At 34.4% G+C, this 25869-nt stretch carries 21 protein-coding genes; 8 read left to right on the top strand and 13 right to left on the bottom strand.

Annotated elements, in window-relative coordinates; genetic code table 11:
• Positions 1-262 (top strand): IS3 family transposase (locus tag E0F91_RS16960; RefSeq protein ID WP_165930111.1); only part of this gene is annotated, 262 nt, incomplete at its 5' end.
• An 85-nt stretch (positions 263-347) separates the two neighbouring features.
• On the opposite strand, the gene E0F91_RS16955 is transcribed toward E0F91_RS16960, so the two are convergent.
• The 6 genes from E0F91_RS16955 to E0F91_RS16930 are packed head-to-tail and all read right to left on the bottom strand — an operon-like array spanning position 348 to position 5068.
• The gene (locus E0F91_RS16955; RefSeq protein ID WP_132067563.1) at positions 348-1094 is read right to left on the bottom strand and encodes a hypothetical protein; all 747 of its coding nucleotides are present in this window, start codon (positions 1092-1094) and stop codon (positions 348-350) included.
• Between the two features lie 3 nt (positions 1095-1097).
• On the bottom strand, positions 1098-1787 hold the full coding sequence (locus tag E0F91_RS16950; protein ID WP_132067562.1) for a YjjG family noncanonical pyrimidine nucleotidase: 690 nt from the start codon (positions 1785-1787) through the stop codon (positions 1098-1100).
• A gap of 9 nt (positions 1788-1796) precedes the next feature.
• The gene (gene radC, locus E0F91_RS16945) at positions 1797-2492 is read right to left on the bottom strand and encodes a RadC family protein (RefSeq protein WP_132067561.1); all 696 of its coding nucleotides are present in this window, start codon (positions 2490-2492) and stop codon (positions 1797-1799) included.
• Between the two features lie 12 nt (positions 2493-2504).
• Positions 2505-2963 (bottom strand): GNAT family N-acetyltransferase, encoded by a 459-nt coding sequence (locus E0F91_RS16940; RefSeq protein ID WP_132067560.1) that lies wholly within the window; start codon positions 2961-2963, stop codon positions 2505-2507.
• A gap of 7 nt (positions 2964-2970) precedes the next feature.
• The gene (locus E0F91_RS16935) at positions 2971-4326 is read right to left on the bottom strand and encodes a UDP-N-acetylmuramate--L-alanine ligase (protein ID WP_132067559.1); all 1356 of its coding nucleotides are present in this window, start codon (positions 4324-4326) and stop codon (positions 2971-2973) included.
• Between the two features lie 43 nt (positions 4327-4369).
• Complete coding sequence (locus E0F91_RS16930) at positions 4370-5068, bottom strand: tetratricopeptide repeat protein (protein WP_132067558.1); 699 nt, start codon at positions 5066-5068, stop codon at positions 4370-4372.
• A 128-nt stretch (positions 5069-5196) separates the two neighbouring features.
• On the opposite strand from E0F91_RS16930, the gene E0F91_RS16925 reads away from it, so the two are divergent.
• Positions 5197-11688: an alpha-2-macroglobulin family protein gene (locus E0F91_RS16925; RefSeq protein WP_132067557.1), complete on the top strand. Its 6492-nt coding sequence runs from the start codon at positions 5197-5199 to the stop codon at positions 11686-11688.
• Positions 11689-11761: 73 nt separating this feature from the next.
• Here E0F91_RS16925 and obgE read toward each other — a convergent pair whose 3' ends face one another.
• The 4 genes from obgE to hpt all read right to left on the bottom strand — a co-directional run bounded on the left by obgE (position 11762) and on the right by hpt (position 15443).
• Complete coding sequence (gene obgE / locus E0F91_RS16920; RefSeq protein ID WP_132067556.1) at positions 11762-12763, bottom strand: GTPase ObgE; 1002 nt, start codon at positions 12761-12763, stop codon at positions 11762-11764.
• A 72-nt stretch (positions 12764-12835) separates the two neighbouring features.
• Complete coding sequence (locus tag E0F91_RS16915; RefSeq protein WP_132067555.1) at positions 12836-14110, bottom strand: hemolysin family protein; 1275 nt, start codon at positions 14108-14110, stop codon at positions 12836-12838.
• Between the two features lie 214 nt (positions 14111-14324).
• Complete coding sequence (locus tag E0F91_RS16910) at positions 14325-14897, bottom strand: adenylate kinase (protein ID WP_132067554.1); 573 nt, start codon at positions 14895-14897, stop codon at positions 14325-14327.
• 15 nt (positions 14898-14912) lie between these two features.
• Positions 14913-15443 (bottom strand): hypoxanthine phosphoribosyltransferase, encoded by a 531-nt coding sequence (hpt, locus tag E0F91_RS16905; protein WP_132067553.1) that lies wholly within the window; start codon positions 15441-15443, stop codon positions 14913-14915.
• A 215-nt stretch (positions 15444-15658) separates the two neighbouring features.
• On the opposite strand from hpt, the gene E0F91_RS16900 reads away from it, so the two are divergent.
• On the top strand, positions 15659-16810 hold the full coding sequence (locus E0F91_RS16900; protein WP_132067552.1) for a 5-(carboxyamino)imidazole ribonucleotide synthase: 1152 nt from the start codon (positions 15659-15661) through the stop codon (positions 16808-16810).
• Positions 16811-16919: 109 nt separating this feature from the next.
• Positions 16920-17402 (top strand): 5-(carboxyamino)imidazole ribonucleotide mutase, encoded by a 483-nt coding sequence (purE, locus tag E0F91_RS16895; RefSeq protein ID WP_132067551.1) that lies wholly within the window; start codon positions 16920-16922, stop codon positions 17400-17402.
• 50 nt (positions 17403-17452) lie between these two features.
• On the opposite strand, the gene E0F91_RS16890 is transcribed toward purE, so the two are convergent.
• Positions 17453-18124 carry a hypothetical protein gene (locus E0F91_RS16890; protein WP_132067550.1) on the bottom strand — a complete coding sequence of 224 codons (672 nt, stop codon included), beginning with the start codon at positions 18122-18124 and terminating at the stop codon, positions 17453-17455.
• Between the two features lie 223 nt (positions 18125-18347).
• Here E0F91_RS16890 and E0F91_RS16885 point away from each other — a divergent pair, with 223 nt between their 5' ends.
• From E0F91_RS16885 to E0F91_RS16875, 3 genes are all read left to right on the top strand, one after another.
• Positions 18348-20375 carry a M3 family metallopeptidase gene (locus E0F91_RS16885; RefSeq protein ID WP_132067549.1) on the top strand — a complete coding sequence of 676 codons (2028 nt, stop codon included), beginning with the start codon at positions 18348-18350 and terminating at the stop codon, positions 20373-20375.
• Positions 20376-20466: 91 nt separating this feature from the next.
• On the top strand, positions 20467-21174 hold the full coding sequence (locus E0F91_RS16880) for a YqjF family protein (protein WP_132067548.1): 708 nt from the start codon (positions 20467-20469) through the stop codon (positions 21172-21174).
• Positions 21175-21179: 5 nt separating this feature from the next.
• Complete coding sequence (locus E0F91_RS16875; RefSeq protein WP_073351503.1) at positions 21180-21632, top strand: SRPBCC family protein; 453 nt, start codon at positions 21180-21182, stop codon at positions 21630-21632.
• Between the two features lie 104 nt (positions 21633-21736).
• Here the strand turns inward: E0F91_RS16875 and E0F91_RS16870 are convergent, their stop codons facing one another.
• Positions 21737-22549, bottom strand: a complete 813-nt coding sequence (locus E0F91_RS16870) for a UbiA prenyltransferase family protein (protein ID WP_132067547.1) — start codon at positions 22547-22549, stop codon at positions 21737-21739.
• A 147-nt stretch (positions 22550-22696) separates the two neighbouring features.
• Here E0F91_RS16870 and gcvP point away from each other — a divergent pair, with 147 nt between their 5' ends.
• A complete protein-coding gene (gene gcvP / locus E0F91_RS16865; protein WP_132067546.1) occupies positions 22697-25546 on the top strand; it encodes an aminomethyl-transferring glycine dehydrogenase in 2850 nt (949 codons plus the stop codon).
• Between the two features lie 61 nt (positions 25547-25607).
• Here the strand turns inward: gcvP and E0F91_RS16860 are convergent.
• The coding region (locus tag E0F91_RS16860; protein ID WP_165930111.1) for an IS3 family transposase at positions 25608-25869 on the bottom strand (262 nt) is incomplete at its 5' end.

Raw genomic sequence — 25869 nt, 5'->3', positions numbered from 1 at the left:
GCGACAATATCAACAGCTCTTAAAGGAAAAAGGAATTAAACAAAGTATGTCAAGAAAAGGCAATTGCTTAGATAATGCTATCATTGAAAACTTCTTTGGAATACTCAAATCGGAGTTGTTCTATCTTAAAAAGTACAACTCAATAAATCAATTAAAAAAAGAGATTCAAGAGTATATAGTATATTACAATAACGACAGAATTAAATCAAATTTAAACAAAATGAGCCCGATACAATATCGAGCTCATTATTATCAAAATTAATTATAAATTTGTCTAAACTTTTGGGTGCAGTCCAATTACGCAAGACTTTTTTTATGGAACTATTTTAAAAATAGCTTTGTAACCGCTAAAACTTAACCGCTACTTTTTCAGAAATTAATTTATCATTTTGATAATATTCAAAATACCATTGGTTGTCTTTCAAAATTAAAGATCCTTGAACCGCATCTCTTATTGCAATAAATGAATTGGCTTGGGATGTTTTAAACAACTTCATAATTACTTTAGGGGTATTGTCAATAAGCTGAAAACCCGTTTCGGTGGCCTGAGCGTAAAGCACAGAACCCTCATTGCTTGTCAGATCAGATTTTAACTCTATTGCGACTGCCTTTTCCATAATCACAGGAGTAGCAGCAGCTGCGACAACTGCCGGTTGCACCTTAGCACGAACTCCACTGTATTTATATTGCAATTCATACACGGATTCGAAGGCTTCAGTAAGCGCCTCATTGTAAGCAACTTTAAAGTCTTTCTCTTTGCTTTTCCCTTCAAGCGATTGAAAAATAATTTTACCATAGCAATCCTTCAAAGTGAGGTACAATTTTGTTGTCAAAAAACCACTATCATTAACTACATCAGCATACAATAAGTCACAACGGTCACTGTATTCACTGGGGATTGTCTCGTTATTATAAAAAGAAACAAAGCCTGCCTTATTTAAATTAAACTTAGTTATAGTGTTCAAACGGTATTGATTCTCTCCCTTTAGAAATTCATATTTCACAGGAACAATTATTGCCTTATACTCATTTACCGATTGAGCGTAGGAGTAACTAATTGTTAGTATTAATAAGAAAAGAAATGACTTTTTCATAGTTTATAAATATTTTTTAATTTCTAATAAATGATTAATTTGTTTAATATGACTTCCAACGTCGACTTTTCCTTCATTGAAAAACACAGCATCTAATCCTGCATCAACTGCTCCTTGAACGTCAGCATCTAAACTATCTCCAATCATAATGCTGCTTTCTTTTTTGGCTTTTGCCAAATCTAAAGCAAAATCAAAGATTATTGGATTTGGTTTCTTAACTCCAGCCATTTCAGAATTAGTAACGGTTCGAAAATAAGACTCAATCTTAGCATTACTTATCTTTTTATATTGAACCTCTGCAAAGCCATTTGTAATTATATGAAGTGTATACCTTTGATTTAAATACTCTAAAACTTCAATTGTTCCATCAAAAAGGTGATTGTTATCGGGTAAAAAACGAATATAATCCTCCGCAATAACATCTATTTCTTCATCGGAAATTGTATAATTTATAGCATCAAAAGAGTGTTTCAGTCGATTGTACCGCAATTCTTGATGTGTAATTTTATCATATTGATACAACTTCCAACATTCTTGATTTATGGGCACGTATTTTTCAATAAATTGTTTGGTTTCAATTTCGGGATGATTTCGATTAAAAATCCCCTCGAAAGTCAACTCTGAATTTTTATCAAAATCCCAAAGTGTATGATCTAAATCAAAAAATACGTCTTTTATGTGTGTTTGTTTCATTTTTAAATTTTAAAATATTCCTTCATCTGCAAAGCTGAAATAACTGTTTTCAGTAACAATGAGATGATCCAAGACTTTTATTTCTAAACTATCTCCAGCTAATTTCAATTTCCTTGTAATTTGCTTGTCGGCATCACTAGGAATCAAAGTACCAGAAGGATGATTATGGCATAGTATTAAGGCTGTAGCTCCCATTTCTAGCGCCGTTTTAAAGACAATGCGAACATCCACTAGCGTTCCCGTAATACCGCCTTTACTTAACTGCGATTTAGCAATCACCTTATTTGAATTATTCATGTAAATGATCCAAAACTCTTCATGCGGCAATTCACCAATAATAGGTTGCATAATCTCAAAAATAATTTTGCTAGAGGTGATTTTTTTTAACTCTACTGCATCTTCAGAGCGCCTGCGCCTTCCTAATTCCAAAGCTGCTATAATTGAAATCGCCTTTGCCTCTCCTATTCCTTTGAACTGAATAAGCTGAGACAATGATAATTTTCCCAACGCATTCAAATTATTGTCCACACTTGCTAGAATCCGTTTACTTAAATCCACCGCCGATTCATTTCTACTTCCAGAACCAATCAAAATGGCAATTAATTCCGCGTCACTCAAAACACTTTTGCCTTTAAGCATCAGTTTTTCGCGTGGCTTATCGTCTTCAGACCAATTCGTTATAGGGAAAAAGGAATTTTCAGCCATTTAGTTTGTTGTTTAAATTGGTTTCCGCATGCAAATACTATTTTCTAAACCTACATAAGGCTCATAATTATCAACTATGACATATCCAGCTTTTTGATATAAAGCAATCGCTTCTTTTTGTTTGTATAAAGTTTCCAAAACAGAAAATGAATATCCTAAGTCCTTTGCCCAACGTTCTAATTCCATTAAAATAGTTTGCGCTAAACCCATTCCTCTTGCTTCAAGAGAAACAAACATACGCTTTATTTCAATTGTATTTTTCTCGTTTTTTTTAAAACAACCACAACCAACTGCTTTGTCTTCTAAATAAAGAATAACGACATTTGGATTTAATTCCAAAATATTATTCCCCCAATAATCCGATTTTAATTCCGGATAACGCTCCCATAAACTCTTATCCAAAGCAGCAATCAAATTGACAAAATCTAGGTTTTCACTGGTAGTCTTAACAATTCTAATATTTTCTTTCATACCACTTTTACTTTACCAATTCTTTTACCTCATCAAAGTTTAATCCACCGTAATTACCGGAACTCATCAACAGCAAAGCAGAATTTTCAAGATTTAAGTTGAACAGATAGTCTTTGAAATCTTTTGGATTGGTATAAATAATTAAATCTTCCCGATTAAAAGATTTAGCAATCTGTTCGTAAGTAACTTCTTCAAGCTGTTTGATTTTCACCGCATCTGGCGAATAAAAAACGACTGCTTTATCAGCATATTCTAGTGCGCCTTCGTATTCTTTCAGAAATTCAGCATTCAAACTACTATACGTATGCAATTCTAAGCAAGCTACTAAAGTTCGGTTTGGAAATTGCTCTTTCACCGCTTTTGTAGTTGCGGCCACTTTGCTTGGAGAATGAGCAAAATCTTTATAGGCTACTTTTGTTTTGCTTTCCGCAATTTTTTCCAATCGTTTTGATGCGCCTTTGAAACTAGCAATGGCTTCATAAAAATCAGCTTCATCAACGCCCATATTTTGACAAATCCATTTGGCTCCAGCCAAATTATTCAAATTATGCGCTCCAAAAACTTCAATTGGCATGTCGCCTTCTGGAGTTTCCAGCAATGTTACACCATCATTGACAGCATATTTTGGCGTATGATACGCTAGTTTTCGAATTGGATTCGTAGCAGCTTCAGCAACCCGTTTTACTTCAGCATCATCTTCATTGTAAACGAGAATCCCACCATTTGTGATTTTACCAATAAAAATTTCGAACTGTTCTACGTAATTCTCATACGTTGGAAAAACATTAATATGATCCCACGCAATTCCTGAAATCAATGCGATATTGGGTTGGTATAAATGAAATTTAGGTCTGCGGTCAATTGGCGAAGACAAATATTCATCTCCTTCCAAAACTATAAAATCATTCTCCTCCGTAAGATGAACCATCGTATCGAAGCCTTCCAGTTGTGCGCCAACCATGTAATCTACCGCTATATCATGGTAATGCATAACATGCAAAATCATTGAAGTAATTGTTGTTTTTCCATGAGATCCACCAATAACTACTCGTGTTTTATTTTTGGATTGCTCGTAAATAAATTCAGGATAAGAATATATTTTGAGCCCTAATTCCTGAGCTTTTAATAATTCAGGGTTATCCGCTTTAGCATGCATCCCAAGAATAACCGCTTCAATAGCTGGCGTTATTTTCTCAGGAAACCAGCCTAATTCTGGAGGCAAAATCCCCTTTTTATCTAATCTTGATTTTGATGGTTCAAAAATTGCATCGTCACTTCCCGTAACTTGATATCCTTTATTGTGTAGTGCTAAAGCCAGATTGTGCATGGCGCTTCCGCCGATAGCTATAAAATGTGTACGCATTCTAATTTTGGTTTATTAATTTTGGATTCAGAAGAAATTATAATTAGTCCTGATTTTTTTTATTGTATGTTTCTAATACTGTTTTTGCCTTTTCAGGATCCCGCATTTTGTTTTTATACAAGCTAGCTAATTTTTGATAACTTGTTTTGGAACCTCCAGCCAGTATCGCTTTTTTGTATTGTTGTTCTGCTGTTTTATATCTTTTAAAATATTCTTCGATGTGTCCTCGTGACAAATAACCGTCAACAGGCGACAATCGTAATAATTCATTGGAATATTTGATGGCTTTAGATTCGCTTCCACCTACAATTCCCGGTAACTGAATATACAGCTCGATTAGTGCCCAACGCGCTTCAAGGTGCTTTGCATTTAGGGTGATTGCTTTTTCGAAGGAGGCCTTCACTTCGTCAATCATTCCAAGGGCTTTAAACTTGTTTGAATCTTTGGCTTTCATCCCTAAAGCGCCACCGTATTTATAATAATAATTAGCTTCAGAAGGTTTGAGTTGCTTGAGCTTTTTATAATACCCAATCGCCTTATCCCACAATTTATCATGACCAGCAATATCTCCAAGATATTCGATGGTTTTTAAATCCGATGGATTAGACCTCAAAACAGATTCAAAAGCCACCTCAGCTTGATCCATTCTATCCGCCTTATACAGTTTTTCTGCTTTTTCGAAATCTGATTGTCCCCACATCATAACCGGTAGAAATACAAATAAATAAATAATATGTTTCATTCTTCAAAAATAGGGAAATATGATAAGTTAGATTTGATTTTAAGTAAATATTAGTAATTTAGTAAGAAATATTTCTAATATTAATTCTCCATAATTGAAAATATTTATAACTTATCTTAAATCAACTTATGAAAAAAAATTTCTTACTCCTTATTTTAATATCTACTTCAATTTTTGGACAAAACTATGACAAAAACTGGCTTAAAGTAATTGAATTTGAAAACGAAGGGAAAATAAAATCAGCCAATGAAATAGTTTCTAAAATCCATCAAAAAGCTACTCGGGATAAAGATGAAGTTCAAATCATAAAATGTTTTTTCTATGAATCCAAATATTTACAAGTTTTGGATGAAGATGCGCAAACCAAAATCATCAACAATTTAAAAGCTGAAATCAACAAAGTTTCTATACCATCCAAAGCGATTTTGAATTTGGTTTATGCGAAATGTTTAATTGATTATCGAAATAAAAACTCCTATTTATTGTACAACAGAACCAATACGGTGAGTTTTGACGATCAATTTTTAACTTGGACTTCAAAAGACTTTTCGGAACAGATCGATGGTGCTTTAGAAAAAACAATTCTTAATGAAACAATATTAAAACAAACTTCCTTGAGCACGTATCTTCAAATATTTGATTATAGTGACGAAGAAAAAGCTAAAAAAGACAATCTATTTAACTATTTAGTAAAAGAAAACATTGCGCTATATACGCCACAGATTAGGCAATGGGAAATTCAAAAAAAAGAATTCTTGCCTTATGAAAAAGGATTTTTAGAGAATTCAGTATCTTTTGTACAACTCAATTTTGATTTTGTAAAAAATGAAAAACTAAAAAAAGTGCTTGAATTGTACCAAAAACAAGAAAAAAACGCTCCTACTTTAGAAAACCAATTCGACCGAATTCAATTTTGCAACAGCGTTTTGTTAGATTCAAACGAAGGATTTATGAAATCCTTACAAACCATGCAAAAAGAATCTAAGGACACCATTTTGATTCAAAAAATACAATTAGAAAAGGCAATTATTCTCAACAATCTCGCTTCAAAAGAAATACATCCTGATTATAACATTCAAGCCATCGCAACACTTGACAGCATTTTAAAAATTAATAATCGTTCAAATGCTCACAAAATAGCTTTACAAAAAATACAAAATATTCAAGCTAAATCCTTGAACATTCAGCTTCAAAAATTCAGCTATGAAAATGAAAATACTAGAGCATTTATTAGATATAAAAATCTAAATCAACTTTCCATTTCTTTCTTTAAAATTGATCAAAACACGACAAAAGATTTCCGAAATTCTCCTCACAACAAAGACAGTTTAGTAGCTGCAATCATCAAAAACAAAAAAGCAATTGCCAGTAAAAACTATGCACTTGAAGAAAAAAATAATTATTTTGAATACAGCACGGAAGTCCTTTTACCTCAATTAAAAACAGGCAGTTATTTGGTGTATTTTGAAAGCGATTCAGACCTCAAGAATACAAAAGCATTTGCTTACGAAACTATTACAGTTTCTAATATCACCGTACTAACTTCGGAAAACGATAAGAAAGAAAACTATCAAGTTTTAGACAGAAAAACGGGAAAACCTCTAGAAAATGTTTCAATAAAACTATTAAATCAAACCATTATAACAGACAAAAGTGGTAATGCAACGTATACCAAAAAAAATAACAACCGAAATTATAGCCTTATTGAATTTACAACAGAAACCGATTCACTGTTACTGAACAGTCGCTACTCCTATTATAATAATGATTACGATTACGAGACTTTAGAAAACCAAAAAGCAAAAGGCAAAGTAGAGTTTTATTTGGACCGTGCTATTTACCGTCCGGGACAAACGGTTTATTATAAAGGAATTGCTTTTAGAAAAGACCAAGACAAAACGAGCGTGGTTGCAAAAACAGCATTCAAAATTACAATTAAAGATCCTAACGGTTCTGTTTTGAAAGAATTTGAAGCCGTTACTAATGAATACGGCTCTTTTTCTGGAGAATTTTTATTGCCAAAAAGTGGACTAACAGGAAATTTCAGAATCACTGCTGATGAACCTGATGAAAGTACAAATTTTGTTTTTATCAAAACAAAAGACGAACATCCATTTTGGGACAATGTAAATTATGAAAATTCTCAAATATCATTTCAAGTGGAAGAATACAAACGGCCAAAATTTGAAGTGACTTTCGAGCCTTTTAAAAATGCGTATCAAGTTAATCAAAAAGTAAGCGTAAATGGACTTGCCAGAGCTTTTGCAGGAAGCAACATTTCCGATGCAAAAGTAACCTACAAAGTCTCACTTATTCCGTACACCTTAAACAACGGTTACTATTACAACCAAAACGGCAAATCAGAAAGTATTTTAGTTGGCGAGACTACAACTGATGCTTCGGGGAAATTCGATATAAATTTTATCGCTAAACCATTTGAAAATACCTCTAAAAAACAGCTACCCATTTTTGAATATTCTATCTCAGCATCCGTGACTGATAGTAATGGTGAGACCCACCAAGCTCAAACAAATGTTAGGGTTGGCTATCATTCTTTAACGCTTACTGCAACTATACCAAATCGAATTGAAACCAAAAATAAAAATGAAATTGAAGTAAAAAGCACCAATCTCAATGGAGAATTTTTAGCTACAAAAGGGGAAATCAAACTCTATTATGTAAGTCCTTTTACCACTAAATTCAAACCAAGAGTTTTTCCGCAACCAGAAATCGAATCTATTTCCGCTGAAGATTTTGAACAATTGTTCCCATACGAAGATAACAACCAACCAAACGCTTCAAAACCAACAGAAACTCTGGTTTTTTCTAAAAAAATTGACACTGAAAAAGATAAAAAAGTAGCTTTGGATTTTATTTCTAATTACAAATCCGGGAATTACAAAGTGGTGTTTTCAGCTATTGATACTTTTGAAAATCCAATAGAAACCAGTACTAATTTCCAATTGATACAAAGCAAAGACAAAATTGATTCGAGTAAACTATTCACGGCAAAACAAATCAACGCTGATGCTAAAAAAGATGGTTTTGTTTTAGTACAATTAACCTCGATTATTCCAGAACTGTATATCAACACCACCGGAAATTACCAAAGTTTCCTCTATTTTGAGAATACTTTCCACTTGCAAAACAACGAAACTATAATCAAAATTCCACTAAAAAAAGAATTTGAAAAAAGTATGAAAATTGCTTTTGAAAGTGTTTTTGAAAATCAAACTTTTTACGAGCAAATAGAAGTAATTCTTAGAGAGGAGGAATCCAAATTGCAATTCACAGTTGAAAGTTTCAGAAACAAATTACAACCCGGAACCAATGAAAATTGGTCGTTTCAAATAAAATCAATTAATACTGCAAAAGAAACTGAAGTCTTAGCCTCAATGTATGACAGTTCTTTAGATCAATTTGCTAAAAGAGACTGGAATTCGCTGAAATTCAATGATTATAATTACAACTCTGCTAATTTTAAAACGAGTATAGGATTCGATAAAACCTCAATTTACATTCGGAATCTAAATCCTATTCCAAAACGCATGGAACTTATTGATGAAACTACAAAACTAATATGGTTTGGATTTAACTTCAACGATTCTTTCACAACACAGCAACTAAAAGAATATCAAAAACAACTCAACAATAAAAGTAAAAAACCGCTAAATGCCAAAATGATTTCAGGAATAGTTACTGATGATCAAGGACCATTATCTGGTGTAAGTATCATCATTGATGGACTTCAACGAAGCACGCAAACTGATTTTGATGGTTATTATCAAATCGAGGCAGCTATAGGAGAAGAAATAACTTTCTCCTACATTGGTTTCGAAACTCAAAAAATCACCATAAAATCAAACATTATAAATGTTCAGTTAGAGGACTCTAGCAATAGTTTACAAGAAGTGGTAGTTATGGGGTATAGAAGTGTAAACAAGAAAGGAGTTGCTGCAGCAGTTCCTGCAGTAGTTGAAGAAGCAGACAATCAAATTTATAATACTGCCGGAATCGAGATAAAATTAGAAGGAAAAGCTAGTGGAATAACAATTAGAGGAAACTCAAATATTTCAGGCAATTACAAAAATGCCTTGTATATCGTTGATGGCGAAGTAATAACAGAAGAACAATTCAGATTAATTTCTCCGACCGATATTATTGCTATTGATGTTCTGAAAGAAAAGAAAGCCACCGCAGTATATGGAAGCAAAGGAGCTAACGGTGTCATTATCATCACCACCAAAAAAGCGCTGGAATCTTTAACTCAAGTAAAAGCCAGAAAAAATCTTTCAGAAACTGCTTTCTTTTATCCGAATCTAAAAACAGATACAACAGGAAAAGTAAGTTTCAATTTCACTTCGCCTGAAGCTTTAACCGCCTGGAAACTTCGGTTATTAGCACACAACAAAGAGGCAACAAGCGGCTATTTAGAAAAAAGTGTCATTACTCAAAAAGAGTTGATGGTTATACCAAATTTCCCTCGTTTTTTCCGGGAAAAAGACAGCATTTTTATCACGACAAAAGTGGCGAATATTACCAATGAAGCCAAAACCGGAATTGCTGTTTTACAACTTTTTGATGCAACAACAATGCAACCAATAGATGCTATAATGGAAAATGCGAATTCAGTAAAAAACTTTAAAATCGCTCCTTTTGGAAATACAACCGTGACTTGGAAAATTTATGTTCCAGAAGGTCTGCAAGGTGTTCAGTATAAAGTTTTAGCTAAGGCTGGTAACTTTTCGGATGGCGAAGAAAACCTACTTCCTGTTTTAACAAATTCTATGTTGGTTACTGAAAGTATTCCGATTTGGGTTCGAGAAAATTCAAAGAAAGAATATACCTTCGAAAACCTAAAAAACAACAATTCGACCAGTTTGCAAAACCATCAATTTACGTTAGAATATACGTCAAATCCATCTTGGTTAGCCATTCAATCGTTACCTTATTTGATGGAATACGAACACGAAAGCGCGGAACATACCTTTGCCCGATTTTATGCGAATGCTTTAGCGTCTGAAATTATTTCTAGCAATCCAAAAATTGCTACTCTATTCGAAACTTGGAGAAAAAATGAAAAGTTGAATTCGAAACTAGAGGAAAACGAAGAACTAAAAGCGATTATTATTGCAGAAACACCTTGGTTGAAGGACGCTAAAACCGAAGAAGAGAAAAAGAAAAATCTTGCTTTACTTTTTGATTTGGAAAAAATGAAAAATGCACAAGAAATAACTTTTGACAAGCTGAAACAAAAGCAAACAACGTCCGGAGGTTTCGCCTGGTTCGAAGGTAGTACTGAAAACGAATACATAACCAGACATATTTTGGCCGGTTTAGGTCATCTTGCAAAATTAAGTAACAATGAAAACACCGCATCCAAAATCAAGCAAATTACAACAATCGGAATTCCATTTTTAGATAAAAAGTTTTTAGAAAATCATAAAACCAGAACAGAAAAATTAAAAACAAAAGAAAAATTGATTTGGTTCAATCCGTATTCTGATTTACATTATTTATACACCCGAAGCTCTTATCTGAAAACGTATCCGCTTTCGGATACGTTACAAAAAGCCACTAAATTGTACCTTGAAATTGCAAAAAACGAGTGGTTAACCTATTCCTTATACGAAAAAGGATTAGCAGCATTGACCCTAGATCGCTTTGGCGAAAAAGAAGCTGCCAAAATAATTATGGCAAGCTTGAAAGAAACCGCTTCGAATAATGAAGATTGGGGAATGTATTGGATAGCTAATAAATCTGGCTATTTCTGGTACCAAGCTCCTATTGAAACGCAAGCACTGTTGATTGAGGCTTTCGCCGAAATTACCAACGACACTAAATCTGTGGATGCCATGAAAGTTTGGTTATTAAAAAACAAACAAACCAAAAACTGGCCCACCACAAAATCCACCACCGAAGCAATTTATGCTTTGTTGATGCAAGGAACCGATTGGTTGAGCGTCAAAGACAACACAATTTTCAAAATTGGAACCGAAAAAATATTAACCAAAAAATTAGTTGAAAACGAAAAAGAAGCCGAAACAGGTTATGTAAAACTAAACTGGAAAGCAGACGAAATCAAAAAAGACATGGCAACTATTTCCATCGAAAACAAATCGAAAGTTCCAGGTTTTGGAGGTATTTATTGGCAATATTTTGAAGAATTAGATAAAATAAAAACCAATTCTGGAATTGCATTATCAGTTTCCAAAGAATTATATGTAAAGAAAGATACTGACAAAGGCGAAATATTGGAACGAATCAATTCAAATAATCTATTGAAAATCGGCGATTTAGTTACCGTTAGATTAATAATTTCTGCCAAGGAAGATATGGAATTCGTACATTTAAAAGACATGCGAGCTTCCTGTTTTGAGCCTACAAATGTCTTATCTAAATACCAATACAAAGGTGGATTGGGCTTTTATCAAAGTACTAAAGATGTGGCAACACATTTCTTTTTTGACCAAATAAACAAAGGAACTTATGTTTTGGAATATGACATTCGAGTGAACAACAAAGGTGATTTCTCTAATGGTATTTCCACTATTCAAAGCATGTACGCACCTGAATACTCTAGTCATACCAAAGGAATACGAGTAAAAGTGAAAGAATAAAATCACTACAATAGCAAAAAAAATCCGCTTCAAGTTATTTGAAGCGGATTTACTATTTTAAAGAAAACTGTAATTAGTCATTCAACATTTTCCACAACTTGTCTTTCAATTCTGTCAAACCTTGTTGAGCCACAGATGAAATAAACATATATGGCACATCCTTAAAAGCGACATCTAGTTCGGTTTTCAATTCTGCTTTTAATTCGTCATCCAGCATATCACATTTTGAAATTACAAGCAAACGCTCTTTATCTAGCATTTCTGGATTGTATTTGGTCAACTCATTCACTAGAATATCATATTCTCCTTTAATATCTGGTGTATCAACCGGTACTAAAAATAGCAATGTTGAATTACGCTCGATATGTCTTAAAAAATAATGTCCCAGTCCTTTTCCTTCGGCAGCACCTTCAATAATTCCTGGAATATCAGCAATTACAAACGATTGAAAATCTCTGTAGGCTACAATTCCAAGATTTGGTTTTAACGTCGTAAAAGGATAATCAGCAATTTTGGGTTTAGCTGAAGTCAAAACTGATAACAAGGTTGACTTTCCTGCATTAGGAAAACCTACCAATCCAACATCGGCTAATACTTTCAATTCTAGAATAACGTCCATCTCTGCTCCTGGCAAACCTGGTTGAGAATACCGTGGTGTTTGATTTGTTGAACTTCTAAAATGCCAGTTCCCTAAACCCCCTTTACCTCCTCTTGAAAGTATTTGTTTCTCTCCATCTTCAGTGATTTCAAATAATATTTCTCCAGTTTCTTTGTCTTTTACTACAGTTCCTAAAGGGACTTCGATAAATTTATCATCACCGTCAGCACCTGTACTTCTATCACCACTACCATCTCCACCATTACCTGCTTTGATGTGTCTGGCGAATTTTAAGTGAAATAAAGTCCATAGCCCTTTGTTTCCAACCAAATACACATGACCACCGCGACCACCGTCTCCACCATCTGGACCTCCTTTTTCAATAAATTTTTCTCTGTGCAAGTGCGTAGATCCTTTTCCTCCCTTTCCGGAAGAAACATATATTTTAACATAATCTACAAAATTCCCTTCTGTCATTTTTTCTACTATTCAATTTTCAACTACACCATTGAAATTCCATTTTGAAATTCCCCATGTTGTTCACTATTTTTATACTTGTAATGCCTTTACCATTACTTTATCAATTTTCACACCATCCATATCGATGACTTCTAGCTCAAATTTTTGCCAAATCAATTTTTCCCCTTGTTTGGGTATATGAGAGAGTTCTGTCATGATTAATCCGCTAACTGTTGTGACTTCATAATCATTGATTAATTCATCTAACTCAAAGTAAGTCAAGAAATCGTGTAACGAATAATGCCCATCTACTAACCACGTTCCGTCTTCTCTTTCTACTAATTGAAAATCATCTTTATAAAAATCAGATGCATCACCTACCAACGCTTCAAGAATATCATTCAAAGTAATTACTCCTTGAAATACGCCATATTCATCAGATACAAATGCATAGTGAATCCCAGATTTTTTAAAGATTTCTAAAGCAACATATGCAGTCGTTTGCTCCATCATAAACGGAGCTTCGGTCATAATGTCAACCAAATTGAAGTTTTCATTTTCAAAATGAGCAAAAATATTTTTCAGATTAACAACGCCAACAATATCATCATAATTTTCCCCATAAACTGGATAAATTGAATGCAACTCCTTCAGCATAAATTCCCTAACTTGTTCTTTATTAGAGTGCAAAGGCAAAAACATCACTGATTTCCTATGAGTCATTAAAGAGTTTATTTTGCGGTCTCCAATATGAAATACACGCTCCACAATATCTTGTTCTATTTCCTGTACTTCGCCACCTTCGGTTCCTTCTTTGATAATCGCTTTTATTTCTTCCTCAGTAACTCGCCCATCTGCTGTGGGCTTTATTTGTAAAACTTTAAGTAAAAACTCGGTAGAATGTGTTAATAACCAAATAAAGGGTGCCGTAACGATTGAAACTATTTTCATAGGCAATGCTACCGCTTTTGCTATCGCTTCAGGATGATTTAAACCAACTCGCTTTGGCAATAATTCCCCTAAAACTAGAGAGAAAAAGGTCAAAATAACAACAACTAAACCTACTGCGACAGGATGCGCATACGGTGCTAATAGGTCAATTCCTTTGATGAATACCTCAACATCTTTCGTGATTTTATCTCCACTGTAAATACCGGTAAGAATCCCTATCAAAGTGATTCCTATTTGTACGGTGGACAAAAATTTATTAGGCGAATTCGCTAAATCTAGTGCGATTTTAGCGCTTTTATTCCCTTTTTTTGCTGCCGTTTCAAGCCTATTTTTTCGTGCTGAAATTAATGCGATTTCCGACATGGAGAAAACTCCATTTAGTAGTATTAGAAAAAATATTATTAGTATTTCCAATGTATTAGTTAATTCGTTTTTAAATAAAATCTAATTTCTGAATTTTTCGTTCTTGAAATTGTCAATCCGGTTTTTAGCCCAGATCGAAGTGAAAAGCCCGGAGATAAAAAAACTATTTTTTCTTGTCAAAAAAGAGCGACCAAAGGAAGCTCCTTTTAGGACTTAGAAAAATGTTTTTTTATCGAGGACTTGCAACATAGAGCTGGAATAGCTCCTATAAGTTATCAATAACCGCGCTTACTCGTTGCGTAATTTCGGCAATAGTACCTATGCCATTCACTGCAAAAAACTTACCTTGAGCTTGGTAATAATCCATTAAAGGCGCTGTTTTTTCATTGTATTCCTGGTAGCGATTTCTGATTTTTTCTTCATCTTGATCGTCAATTCGGCCACTTGTTTTTCCTCTTTCTAACAAGCGCTGTACTAGAATCTCATCATCAGCTTCAAGCGCAATTGTCGCTGCTACATTAGAACCTATTGAGGTAAGAAATGCATCTAAAGCTTCAGCTTGAGAAATTGTTCTTGGATATCCATCAAACAAAATCCCATTAGTGTCCGGGTGTTTATTTACCTCATCAATAAGCATTTTTGTAGTCAATTCATCTGGAACTAAATCCCCAGCATCCATAAATACTCTTGCTTGTTTACCAAGTTCAGTATCATTTTTTAAATTAAACCGAAATACATCACCAGTGGATATATGCGTTAATTTGTATTTTTCCTTCAAAAACTCTGCTTGAGTTCCTTTACCTGCTCCTGGTTTTCCAAATAAAACAATGTTAGTCATGTTGTTGTTGTGTAGTTATTCTTTTAGTTTATATACTTCTGGTAAATTTCTTCCTAATCCATCGTAATCTAAGCCATAACCAACAATAAATTTATTAGGAATTCGGATTCCTATATAATCTATCTTGATGTCTTTAGTGTAGGCTTCTGGTTTAAAAAAGAGCGTTGCAATTTTAAAATGCTTTACATTTTGTTTCTTGAACAATTCTTTAAGTTCCACCAATGTGTTTCCAGTATCCACGATATCCTCTATAATGATTACAGAACGACCCGTTAAATCCTGATTTAAACCAATCAACTGTTTCACATCGTTTGTAGAAGAAGTTCCCTCGTACGATGCCATTTTTATAAAAGAAACTTCACATGGCTTTTTATATAACTTCATAAAATCAGAAACTACCATAAAAGCACCGTTCAATACACCTACAAATACCGGTGTTTCATCAGCAAAATCGTCTTCTATTTGGGCAATCATTTTTGTTAAAGCAAATTCTATTTCTTTAGCAGAAATAAACGGAACAAATTGTTTATCGTGAAGTTGTATCATTTTTTGATGTTTAAAATAATGGGCAAAGATACAGAATTCGGAATTGTGAATTGATAAATGGTCATTAATTTGTAATTTTAAGTAAATTCTATAAAAAACAGCCTAAAAATGCATCAAAAGTCATAAAATTTACAACCTAAATTCCGAAGAAAATAAAATAGCATTTTCCAATTCAATCATTATAAAGTATCTTTGCTTAAACATACAACAACATCATGAATTATTTTTCTTCTGATTTTAAATTGGGGATTCTCGGCGGCGGACAATTGGGCAAAATGCTATTGTTTGACACTCGGAAATTTGACATCCAAACTTATGTGCTGGATCCCAGTGATGAAGCACCTTGCAAAATTGCCTGCAATCAATTTTTTAAAGGCGACTTAATGGACTTTGAAACGGTTTATAATTTTGGAAAATTAGTCGATGTTTTGACTTTTGAAATTGAGCTGGTCAATCTAGACGCTTTGGTAAAATTGGAAGACGAAGGATTAAAAGTGTATCCTTCGCCAAAAACTTTAAAATTGATTCAGAACAAAGGCATTCAAAAAGATTTCTACCGTCACCATGCAATTCCAACTGCAAATTACCAACGATTTTCTGATTTAAAAAGCTTGGTTGTATCGATTTTGGATTCAAAAACAAAAGTCCCTTTTGTGTGGAAATGCACCGAATTTGGATACGATGGAAATGGCGTAAAAGTCATTCGACAAATTTCAGATCTGGACAATCTAGCTAATGTGGAATGCATTGCTGAAGAAATGGTTCCTTTTAAAAACGAATTGGCGGTTATTGTTTGCCGCAATCCTTCGGGCGAAATAAAAACCTATCCTGTGGTAGAAATGGAATTTCATCCAGAAGCTAACCAGGTGGAATATGTGATTTGTCCTGCTCGAATTGAAGATACCGTAGCAAAAAGAGCAAGAGCAATCGCGCTTCATGTTTCTGAAAAATTCAATCATGTAGGATTACTAGCTGTAGAAATGTTTCAGACCGATGATGATGAAATCCTTGTAAACGAAGTAGCGCCACGCCCGCACAATTCCGGCCATTATTCTATTGAAGCCAGCTACACCTCCCAATTTGAAAACCATTTGCGTGCTATTCTTGATTTACCATTAGGAAATACCGACAGTAAAGTAGCTGGAATTATGGTAAATCTAGTAGGTGCCGAAGGATTTACCGGAAATGTAGTCTACGAAAACATCGAAAAAATATTAAGTTGGAATGGTGTTACTCCACACATTTACGGGAAGAAACAAACGCGTCCATTTAGAAAAATGGGACACGTGACCATCGTAAATGAAGACATCAATGAAGCAAGACGAATTGCTGAAGAGGTGAAAAATACCATAAGAGTAATTAGTTAATAGAAAGATTGAAAAATTAAAAGATTGAAAAATTCAGAACAACAAGTATATCTCAGTTCTCAAACAAATCTTTAAATGCTTAAATCATAAAATCTTTAAATAAAAAACAATGAAAGTAGCCGTAATAATGGGAAGCATCTCAGACATGCCGATCATGCAAGAAGCAATAGATATTTTAAAAGCATTCGAAATAGAAATAGAAGTCGATATTGTCTCGGCACACCGAACTCCTGAAAAACTATTTGATTTCAGCAAAAATGCACACACCCGTGGAATTTCGGTTGTTATTGCTGGTGCTGGTGGCGCTGCTCATTTGCCAGGAATGGTTGCCTCTATGTCTCCACTTCCAGTTATTGGCGTTCCTATCAAATCAAGCAATTCTATAGATGGTTGGGACAGTGTTTTATCGATACTACAAATGCCCGGTGGTGTACCTGTCGCAACGGTTGCCTTGAATGGTGCCAAAAACGCAGGAATTTTGGCAGTTCAAATCTTAGGAAGCCACGACAGAACTATATTAGAAAAAATAATCAAGTATAAAACAGGATTAAAAGAAGCGGTTATTATCGCCTCTGAAAGTCTACAAAAATAAAAAAAGCTCCAGATGGAGCTTTTTTTACGGCATAAAAGTGTTGACATAATTTATTCAACGTCAAGAACAATTTCTAGAATTCCTTCAAATTCCGATGCTATAATATCTTCTTTACTCAACCAATATTCAGAAGTTATGATCGTAAAATTACTGTTATCCGTTGATTGTACTTCCCATAAAATATCTTCGGCTTCTGGAAAAGGTAGGTTTTCAGTCATAGGCAGGTCGAACAATCTTTTGATCAAATTACTACCTGACAAACCGTTGTTTAACAATTTCAAAATATTCTCTTTAGTTAATTCCATTTCGCTTTCCTCTTCCAAAGGCACAAAACTACATTCGATAATAGTCGCTTTGGCATTCGGGAATGTCCCATTATAGGCTTTAAAAAGCAATTGATTCACGTGGAATAAGGTTGCGTGTAGTCCAATTTCAGGATATTCTTCACATACCTTATCTAATAACATATCATTTGAAACTTGTTGAATCTGACCTTCATTCAAATTTTCAGATAACTTGTATTCCAGTGCAATTACGGCAGCATCTTTAGGTTCAAAATCAGAAATTGCCATGAATAATAACTCCTTCAAAGTGGCAAGATCCGAATCACCAGCATCTGGGTAATCGAATTTTTCCAACAACTTTATATAATCATCACTTGTCCAATAATCTTCAATTTCATCAACGGTGTAGGCTTTCTTTATTGTAATTTGATAGTTCATCTTTTCTTTAAAATTTATTATTTTTTAGATTCGTTTCGTTAAAAACCAATCTTTTTTTACAATTTAAGACTTTATTACTCACAAACGAAATAAATAACATTTAAATAACACAATCTACTTTAGGATTTTAGGGCAAATCAATTCCTTTAACATCCCCGTTTTTTTCAATAAATCCCTACCTTTGTTCTGTTTAAAACATCAAATTATTTTTATTAAAAAACAAATGAGCATCTTAACCCATTACTTCAATACAAAATACAATACGGCCCCTTTTTCGAAAATAAAAAACGAGGATTTTCTTCCTGCTTTTCAAAAAGGAATCGAACTCGCGAAAGCCGAAATCGATGCCATTATCAGAAACCCTATACAACCTACTTTTGAAAATACGATAGAAGCATTGGACTTTAGCGGTGCTATTCTAGATCGAATTTCTAGTATTTTTTTCAACTTAAATTCTGCAGAAACCAACGATGAGATTCAAAAAATCGCACAAGAAGTTTCTCCTTTATTATCAGAGTTTGGAAATGATATTCGACTGAACCCTGATTTATTTGCACGAGTAAAAACAGTGTACGACCAAAGAGAAAAATTAAATCTGACGGCAGAACAAACTACGCTTTTAGACAAAAAATACAAAGGTTTTTCTAGAAATGGCGCTAATTTACCCGAAGATAAAAAAAATCAATTAAGAGAAATAGACAAAGAATTATCAAAATTAAGTTTGCAGTTTGGCGAAAATGTTTTAGCCGAAACCCAAGCCTATCAATTGCACATTACAGATGCATCTGACCTAGCTGGTTTACCGGAAGGAACGATCGAAGCCGCTCGATCATTGGCCAAAAGCCAAGAAAAAGAAGGTTGGATTTTTACTTTGGATTACCCAAGCTATGTTCCATTTGTGACCTATGCTGATAATCGCGAATTGCGTAAAAAGATGGTAATTGCTTTTGGCGCCAAAGGTTTTCAAAATAACGAATTTGACAACCAAGAAATTGTCCTTAAAATTGCCAAATTACGTTTTGATCGAGCACAAGTTTTAGGATATGCAAGTCACGCCCATTTTGTACTTGAAGAAAGAATGTCCGAAAGTCCTGAGAAAGTAAAAAAATTCTCAAATGACTTATTAGAAAAAGCAAAACCGGCTGCTTTAAAAGAATTTGCACAATTGTCCGCTTTCGCCAAAGAATTAGACGGCATTACACTATTGGAAAAGTGGGATGGCGCATATTACTCAGAGAAATTAAAACAGCAATTATTCCATTTGGACGATGAAATACTTAAACCCTATTTTCAATTAGAGAAAGTGTTGGAAGGTGCTTTTGCCGTAGCGCAAAAATTATACGGAATCACATTCGAAGAAACTTTTGAAGTGGACAAATACCATGAAGAGGTAAAAACGTACATTGTAAAAGACGAAGAAGACCAACTTGTCGCCATTTTTTATGCTGATTTCTTTCCAAGAAAAGGAAAACGTAATGGTGCTTGGATGACTTCTTTTAAATCCCAATACATCAAAAAGGAAATTAATGAAAGACCGCATATTTCCATTGTATGCAATTTCACAAAACCTACTGAAACAAAACCATCCTTATTAACTTTTAACGAAGTAACTACTTTGTTTCATGAATTTGGCCACGCGTTACATGGTATGTTGGCTAATACTACGTATTCGAGTTTATCTGGAACAAGTGTCTATTGGGATTTTGTGGAATTACCAAGTCAGATTTTAGAAAACTGGTGTTACGAACCGGAAGCATTGGCTTTATTCGCCTATCATTATGAAACAGGAGAAATGATTCCTATGGAATTAGTACATAAAATCAAAGAAAGCGCCAGTTTCCAAGAAGGAATAGCAACAATGCGCCAATTGAGTTTTGGATTGTTAGACATGGGCTGGCACGCGCAAGATCCTTCGGAAATCAAAGATATTAAAGCTTTTGAAAATGAACAATTTGCAGCTACGCAATTATACCCTGATGTTAAGGAAAACGCAATGAGCACTTCGTTCTCGCATATTTTTCAAGGCGGCTATTCGTCTGGCTATTACAGTTATAAATGGGCGGAAGTGCTAGACGCTGACGCTTTTGAATATTTCCAGGAAAAAGGTATTTTCGATAAAGAAGTCGCTACTAAATTTAAGGAAAACGTACTATCTAAGGGCGGAACAGAACATCCTATGATTTTGTACAAACGCTTTAGAGGTCAGGAACCACGACCAGAAGCTTTATTAAAAAGAGCAGGATTAGTATAAATAGCAGCATATTGAAAACCCGAAGTAATAGGCATCGGGTTTTTTAATGAGCTGTAGAAACGAACACAAAAAAATTAAAATCAAAGAAAAGATGAGTTTTTTAAAAGCCGAATGGAATAACCTAGCCATGATTAATTATGAAGTTGATCCTGAAATTCTGCAAAAATATGTCCCAAAAGGAACCGAACTCGATTTCTGGAATGGTAAATGCTACGTAAGTTTTATTGGATTTCTTTTTGAAAAGGTACGTGTTCTAGGAATCAAAATCCCTTTTCACTCTGATTTTGAAGAAGTCAATCTTCGGTTTTATGTGAGGCATTTGGACAACGGAGTTTGGAAAAGAGGCGCTGTTTTCATTAGTGAAATTGTACCAAAATATGCCATTTCGTTTGTTGCCAATACCTTTTACAACGAGCAGTACCAAACGTTGCCAATGAAACATACGTTGAAAGTAAACGAGAATTCAAGGGAATTCATTTACCAATGGAAAGTCAGTAACAATTGGAATACCATTCATGTAACAACGGACAAGATGCCCATTGCAATTGAACCGGATTCAGAAGCTGAATTTATTACAGAACACTACTTTGGGTATACCAAAATAAATGAAAATGAAACTTTTGAGTACCAAGTCACACATCCCAGATGGCAACAATTTGAAGTAACGAATAACAACTCTAAAATAGATTTTGAAGGTGTATACGGAAAAGAATTCGCGTTTATTGCTGATTTAGAACCAACTTCCGTATTTCTAGCTATTGGCTCCAAAATCACTATTGAAGACAAACGAAAATTATAATTTTAATGACCCGAATAAAAATTAGGACTAAAATAAATGCCCCAATACAAACTGTTTTTGATATTTCCAGAGATATCGATGTACACCAAAAATCGGCTAGTCCCACAAAAGAAACGGCTATCGACGGCATCACTTCCGGCTTGATCAACTATAATGAAACGGTGACTTGGCGCGGAAAACATTTTGGTTTTTACCTGACTCACAAAAGCCGAATAACCGCCATGAACTTATATGATTATTTTGTAGATGAGATGGAGGACGGGAAATTCAAATCATTTCGACATGAACATCTTTTCATAGAAAAGAATGGCCTTACAGTCATGAAAGACAAAATACATTATGAAGTCCCTTACGGTGTTTTTGGCGAATTATTCGATTTTTTGTTTCTAAAAAATCACATGATAAATTTCGTTTTAGCAAGGAACAAGGTGTTGAAAGAATTAGCTGAAAGCAAGTAATTTACAAAAAGTGGACAATAGAAGTAACATATTGAACCACTGAAAAGATCTTCTTCACCACACTTTTAGTGCTATTGACGAACGCACGCACCACTATTTACTTTTTACCCTAAAATCAGCAACATCCACCAAACGATTGGAATACTTTCTACCCAAAAAGAGGTGTAATATTTCGATCGTTTATCATTGGCAAAAATTAGAAATAATGAAATCATAATCACTAGCAGCAAGTTGACTACTAATTGGTTTTTATCAAAATTATTTTTTAAAAATTCCAAAAAATAAAAAGGAAGCAAAAGCAACAATCCTAATAGTTTGGTTCGCCTCACCCCTATTTGTTGTGGAACGGTTTTTAAATGCGGATCATCGTTTGCCAAATCAATGATTTCAAAAATAAGGACCAAGACAAAAATAAGTATGAACCTTTGCAAACATTTTAGATAAAAATCTGCTGTTATAGGTACCTCCGCATTTAATATGGGCAAACCCAAAGTCACTCCTACCCAACACAGCGCCACAATATAAATTTTTACCCCAGCCCAATTTCTAGCATTTCTCTTATTAGGAAAAAAAGGAAGTGTGTATAATAATGTGATACTTAAGAAAACAACAGCTACAATTTGAGTAACTCGTTGCAATTGAAAAAAATAATACCCAACTAAAATAAAACAACAAAAACTAAACAGCGCAATTGCTTTTAGTTCGTTCCGCATTTGATGTTTTTTTACTCGGGCTAATGCATCGTATTTAACAAAATTGTAACCAACGATAGTTCCAAAAAAAGCAAAGTGTGCAATGGAATCCTCATAAGAAATGTGGAACATGTGTTGAGTCATTCTAACTAAGGCATAACACGATAAACCCACGTGAATACTGCCGTTAATATAAAAATCGACTAATAGTTTAAAAACCCTCATTAGACAAAATTAATCAAAGTGTTAATAAGAACGGCTTTTAGTTGAAAAATTCACAGAAAATCACGTTAAAAAAGGCTATTAATAGCATATTAATATTTAATTTTACAGCCTTTTAAAACAAGAAACACACAACCCATTTTATATACAATGAAAACAGACGCTTTTGCATTAAGACACATTGGCCCAAGAGAAAATGATTTAGAACACATGTTGAAGACAATTGGCGCAGCAACTCTGAATCAATTGATTGATGAAACTATTCCAAGTGACATTCGTTTAAAATCGGATTTAGATTTAGAACCGGCAATGACTGAATATGAATTTGCAAATCACATTCAAAAATTAGGAAATAAAAATAAAGTTTTTCAATCTTACATTGGCTTAGGATACAACGCTGCAATTATTCCTGCAGTAATCCAAAGAAATGTTTTTGAAAACCCAGGTTGGTACACTGCTTACACACCGTATCAAGCGGAAATAGCACAAGGTCGTCTCGAAGCGATTTTGAATTTTCAAACCATGGTTATCGAATTAACTGGAATGGAAATTGCCAACGCTTCCTTATTAGATGAAGGAACTGCTGCTGCTGAAGCTATGGCGCTCCTTTTTGATGTTCGATCCCGTGATCAAAAGAAAAACAAAACAAATAAGTTCTTCGTTTCCGAAGAAATATTGCCTCAAACTTTATCGGTTTTACAAACGCGTTCCACTCCTATTGGAGTTGAATTAGTGGTTGGAAATCATGAAGAATTTGATTTTTCATCGGAATACTTTGGAGCAATCCTTCAATATCCAGGTAAATTTGGACAAGTTCACGACTATACCGCTTTTATAGCAAGAGCTGCTGAAAACGAAATTAAAGTAGCCGTTGCTGCTGATATTTTGAGTTTAGTAAAATTAACTCCTCCAGGAGAAATGGGTGCTGCAGTGGTACTTGGAACTACACAACGTTTCGGAATTCCGTTAGGTTATGGCGGACCACACGCGGCTTATTTTGCTACAAAAGACGAATACAAAAGAAGCATGCCAGGCAGAATCATCGGTGTAACAGTAGATACAGATGGAAATCGTGCACTACGTATGGCACTGCAAACGCGCGAGCAACACATTAAAAGAGACAAAGCAACCTCAAATATTTGTACTGCTCAAGTTTTATTATCCGTTATGGCTGGAATGTATTCTGTGTATCACGGACCAAAAGGCTTACAGTATATCGCTGATAAAGTACATGCATCTGCAGCAACTTTAGCAAATGCATTAGAACAATCAGGGTACCAACAAACGAATACTGCTTTCTTTGACACGATTGTTGTTAAGGCTGATGCCAAAAAAGTGAAAGCAATTGCCGAAGAAAACGAAATTAATTTCTACTATATAGACGACAATACAATTTCAATTTCTTTAAATGAAACGACAAGCATCACTGATTTAAATAAAATTGTTGCTGTATTCGCTTCTGCAAATGGGACTGCATTGACGCTGATTGAAACACTATCTGAAACCAATCATTTTCCAGAAAATGTAAACAGAACATCTACTTTTTTAACGCACGATGTTTTCAACAAATACCATTCTGAAACCGCTTTGATGCGCTACATCAAAATGCTAGAAAGAAAAGATTTAGCTTTGAATCATTCCATGATTTCTTTAGGTTCATGTACCATGAAACTGAATGCCGCTTCAGAAATGTTGCCTTTAAGTATGCCGCAATGGAATAACATTCATCCATTTGCACCATTGGATCAGGCACAAGGATATCAAGAAATGTTGACTAAATTAGAACAACAGTTAAATGTCATAACTGGTTTTGCTGGAACAACATTACAACCTAACTCAGGTGCGCAAGGAGAATATGCCGGATTAATGGTGATTCGTGCTTACCACCTTTCAAGAGGAGACCACCACAGAAACATTGCCTTAATCCCATCATCGGCGCACGGAACAAATCCAGCATCAGCAGCTATGGCAGGAATGAAAGTTGTGGTTACTAAAACATTGGAAAACGGAAATATCGATGTGGAAGATTTACGCGAAAAAGCACTTTTACACAAGGACAACCTCGCTTGTTTGATGGTAACCTATCCTTCCACTCACGGTGTATTTGAAAGTGCAATCAAAGAAATCACACAACTAATCCACGACAATGGTGGACAAGTATATATGGATGGTGCGAATATGAATGCGCAAGTTGGATTAACAAATCCTGCAACAATTGGCGCTGATGTTTGCCACTTAAACTTACACAAGACATTTGCTATTCCTCATGGCGGTGGCGGACCAGGTGTAGGACCTATCTGTGTGGCACCACAATTAGTACCATTTTTACCTACAAATCCCGTAATTCCAACAGGAGGAGAAAACGCCATTACTGCAATATCTGCTGCTCCTTGGGGTTCTGCATTAGTTTGTCTGATATCTTATGGTTACATCTGTATGTTAGGTGCCGAAGGCTTGAAACAATCTACGGAATATGCGATTTTAAATGCAAACTATATCAAGGAAAAATTAAACGGTCACTACGACACGTTATATTCAGGAGAAATGGGTCGCGCAGCACATGAAATGATTATTGAATGCCGTCCATTTAAAGAAAAAGGAATTGAAGTAACTGATATTGCTAAACGATTGATGGATTATGGTTTCCATGCACCTACAGTTTCCTTCCCAGTTGCTGGAACAATGATGATCGAGCCAACAGAGAGTGAAAACTTAGAAGAACTAGATCGTTTTTGTGACGCGATGATTGCCATAAGAAAAGAAATTGAAACGGCTACTTTAGACAATCCAAACAATATCTTAAAAAATGCACCGCACACCTTAATGATGGCCACCACAGACAACTGGAATTTTCCTTACAGTCGTGAAGCCGCAGCCTTCCCATTAGAATACATTGCCGAAAATAAATTCTGGCCTACCGTACGTAGAGTTGACGAAGCGTATGGAGATAGAAATTTAAATTGTTCCTGTGCGCCAATTGAAGCGTATATAGAAAGTTAAATTACAATTTAAAATGTCTCGAGAAATTGGACTGCACCCAAAAGTTTAGACAAATTTATAATTAATTTTGATAATAATGAGCTCGATATTGTATCGGGCTCATTTTGTTTAAATTTGATTTAATTCTGTCGTTATTGTAATATACTATATACTCTTGAATCTCTTTTTTTAATTGATTTATTGAGTTGTACTTTTTAAGATAGAACAACTCCGATTTGAGTATTCCAAAGAAGTTTTCAATGATAGCATTATCTAAGCAATTGCCTTTTCTTGACATACTTTGTTTAATTCCTTTTTCCTTTAAGAGCTGTTGATATTGTCGC

This window comes from Flavobacterium sandaracinum (assembly GCF_004349135.1).
Classification (GTDB): Bacteria; Bacteroidota; Bacteroidia; order Flavobacteriales; family Flavobacteriaceae; genus Flavobacterium; species Flavobacterium sandaracinum.
The sequence above is the reverse complement of the archived record's forward strand: the minus strand, read 5'-3'. Positions and strand labels throughout refer to the sequence as shown.

Excerpts from the sequence above, each read along its gene's own strand:
- E0F91_RS16950 (WP_132067562.1), bottom strand. The coding sequence starts at position 1,787 with ATGAAACAAACACACATAAAAGACGTATTTTTTGATTTAGATCATACA.
- E0F91_RS16955 (WP_132067563.1), bottom strand. The coding sequence starts at position 1,094 with ATGAAAAAGTCATTTCTTTTCTTATTAATACTAACAATTAGTTACTCC.
- E0F91_RS16875 (WP_073351503.1), top strand. The coding sequence starts at position 21,180 with ATGACCCGAATAAAAATTAGGACTAAAATAAATGCCCCAATACAAACT.
- purE (WP_132067551.1), top strand. The coding sequence starts at position 16,920 with ATGAAAGTAGCCGTAATAATGGGAAGCATCTCAGACATGCCGATCATG.
- gcvP (WP_132067546.1), top strand. The coding sequence starts at position 22,697 with ATGAAAACAGACGCTTTTGCATTAAGACACATTGGCCCAAGAGAAAAT.
- E0F91_RS16870 (WP_132067547.1), bottom strand. The coding sequence starts at position 22,549 with ATGAGGGTTTTTAAACTATTAGTCGATTTTTATATTAACGGCAGTATT.
- hpt (WP_132067553.1), bottom strand. The coding sequence starts at position 15,443 with ATGATACAACTTCACGATAAACAATTTGTTCCGTTTATTTCTGCTAAA.
- E0F91_RS16930 (WP_132067558.1), bottom strand. The coding sequence starts at position 5,068 with ATGAAACATATTATTTATTTATTTGTATTTCTACCGGTTATGATGTGG.
- E0F91_RS16880 (WP_132067548.1), top strand. The coding sequence starts at position 20,467 with ATGAGTTTTTTAAAAGCCGAATGGAATAACCTAGCCATGATTAATTAT.
- E0F91_RS16890 (WP_132067550.1), bottom strand. The coding sequence starts at position 18,124 with ATGAACTATCAAATTACAATAAAGAAAGCCTACACCGTTGATGAAATT.
- E0F91_RS16925 (WP_132067557.1), top strand. The coding sequence starts at position 5,197 with ATGAAAAAAAATTTCTTACTCCTTATTTTAATATCTACTTCAATTTTT.
- E0F91_RS16935 (WP_132067559.1), bottom strand. The coding sequence starts at position 4,326 with ATGCGTACACATTTTATAGCTATCGGCGGAAGCGCCATGCACAATCTG.
- obgE (WP_132067556.1), bottom strand. The coding sequence starts at position 12,763 with ATGACAGAAGGGAATTTTGTAGATTATGTTAAAATATATGTTTCTTCC.
- radC (WP_132067561.1), bottom strand. The coding sequence starts at position 2,492 with ATGGCTGAAAATTCCTTTTTCCCTATAACGAATTGGTCTGAAGACGAT.
- E0F91_RS16910 (WP_132067554.1), bottom strand. The coding sequence starts at position 14,897 with ATGACTAACATTGTTTTATTTGGAAAACCAGGAGCAGGTAAAGGAACT.
- E0F91_RS16940 (WP_132067560.1), bottom strand. The coding sequence starts at position 2,963 with ATGAAAGAAAATATTAGAATTGTTAAGACTACCAGTGAAAACCTAGAT.
- E0F91_RS16885 (WP_132067549.1), top strand. The coding sequence starts at position 18,348 with ATGAGCATCTTAACCCATTACTTCAATACAAAATACAATACGGCCCCT.
- E0F91_RS16900 (WP_132067552.1), top strand. The coding sequence starts at position 15,659 with ATGAATTATTTTTCTTCTGATTTTAAATTGGGGATTCTCGGCGGCGGA.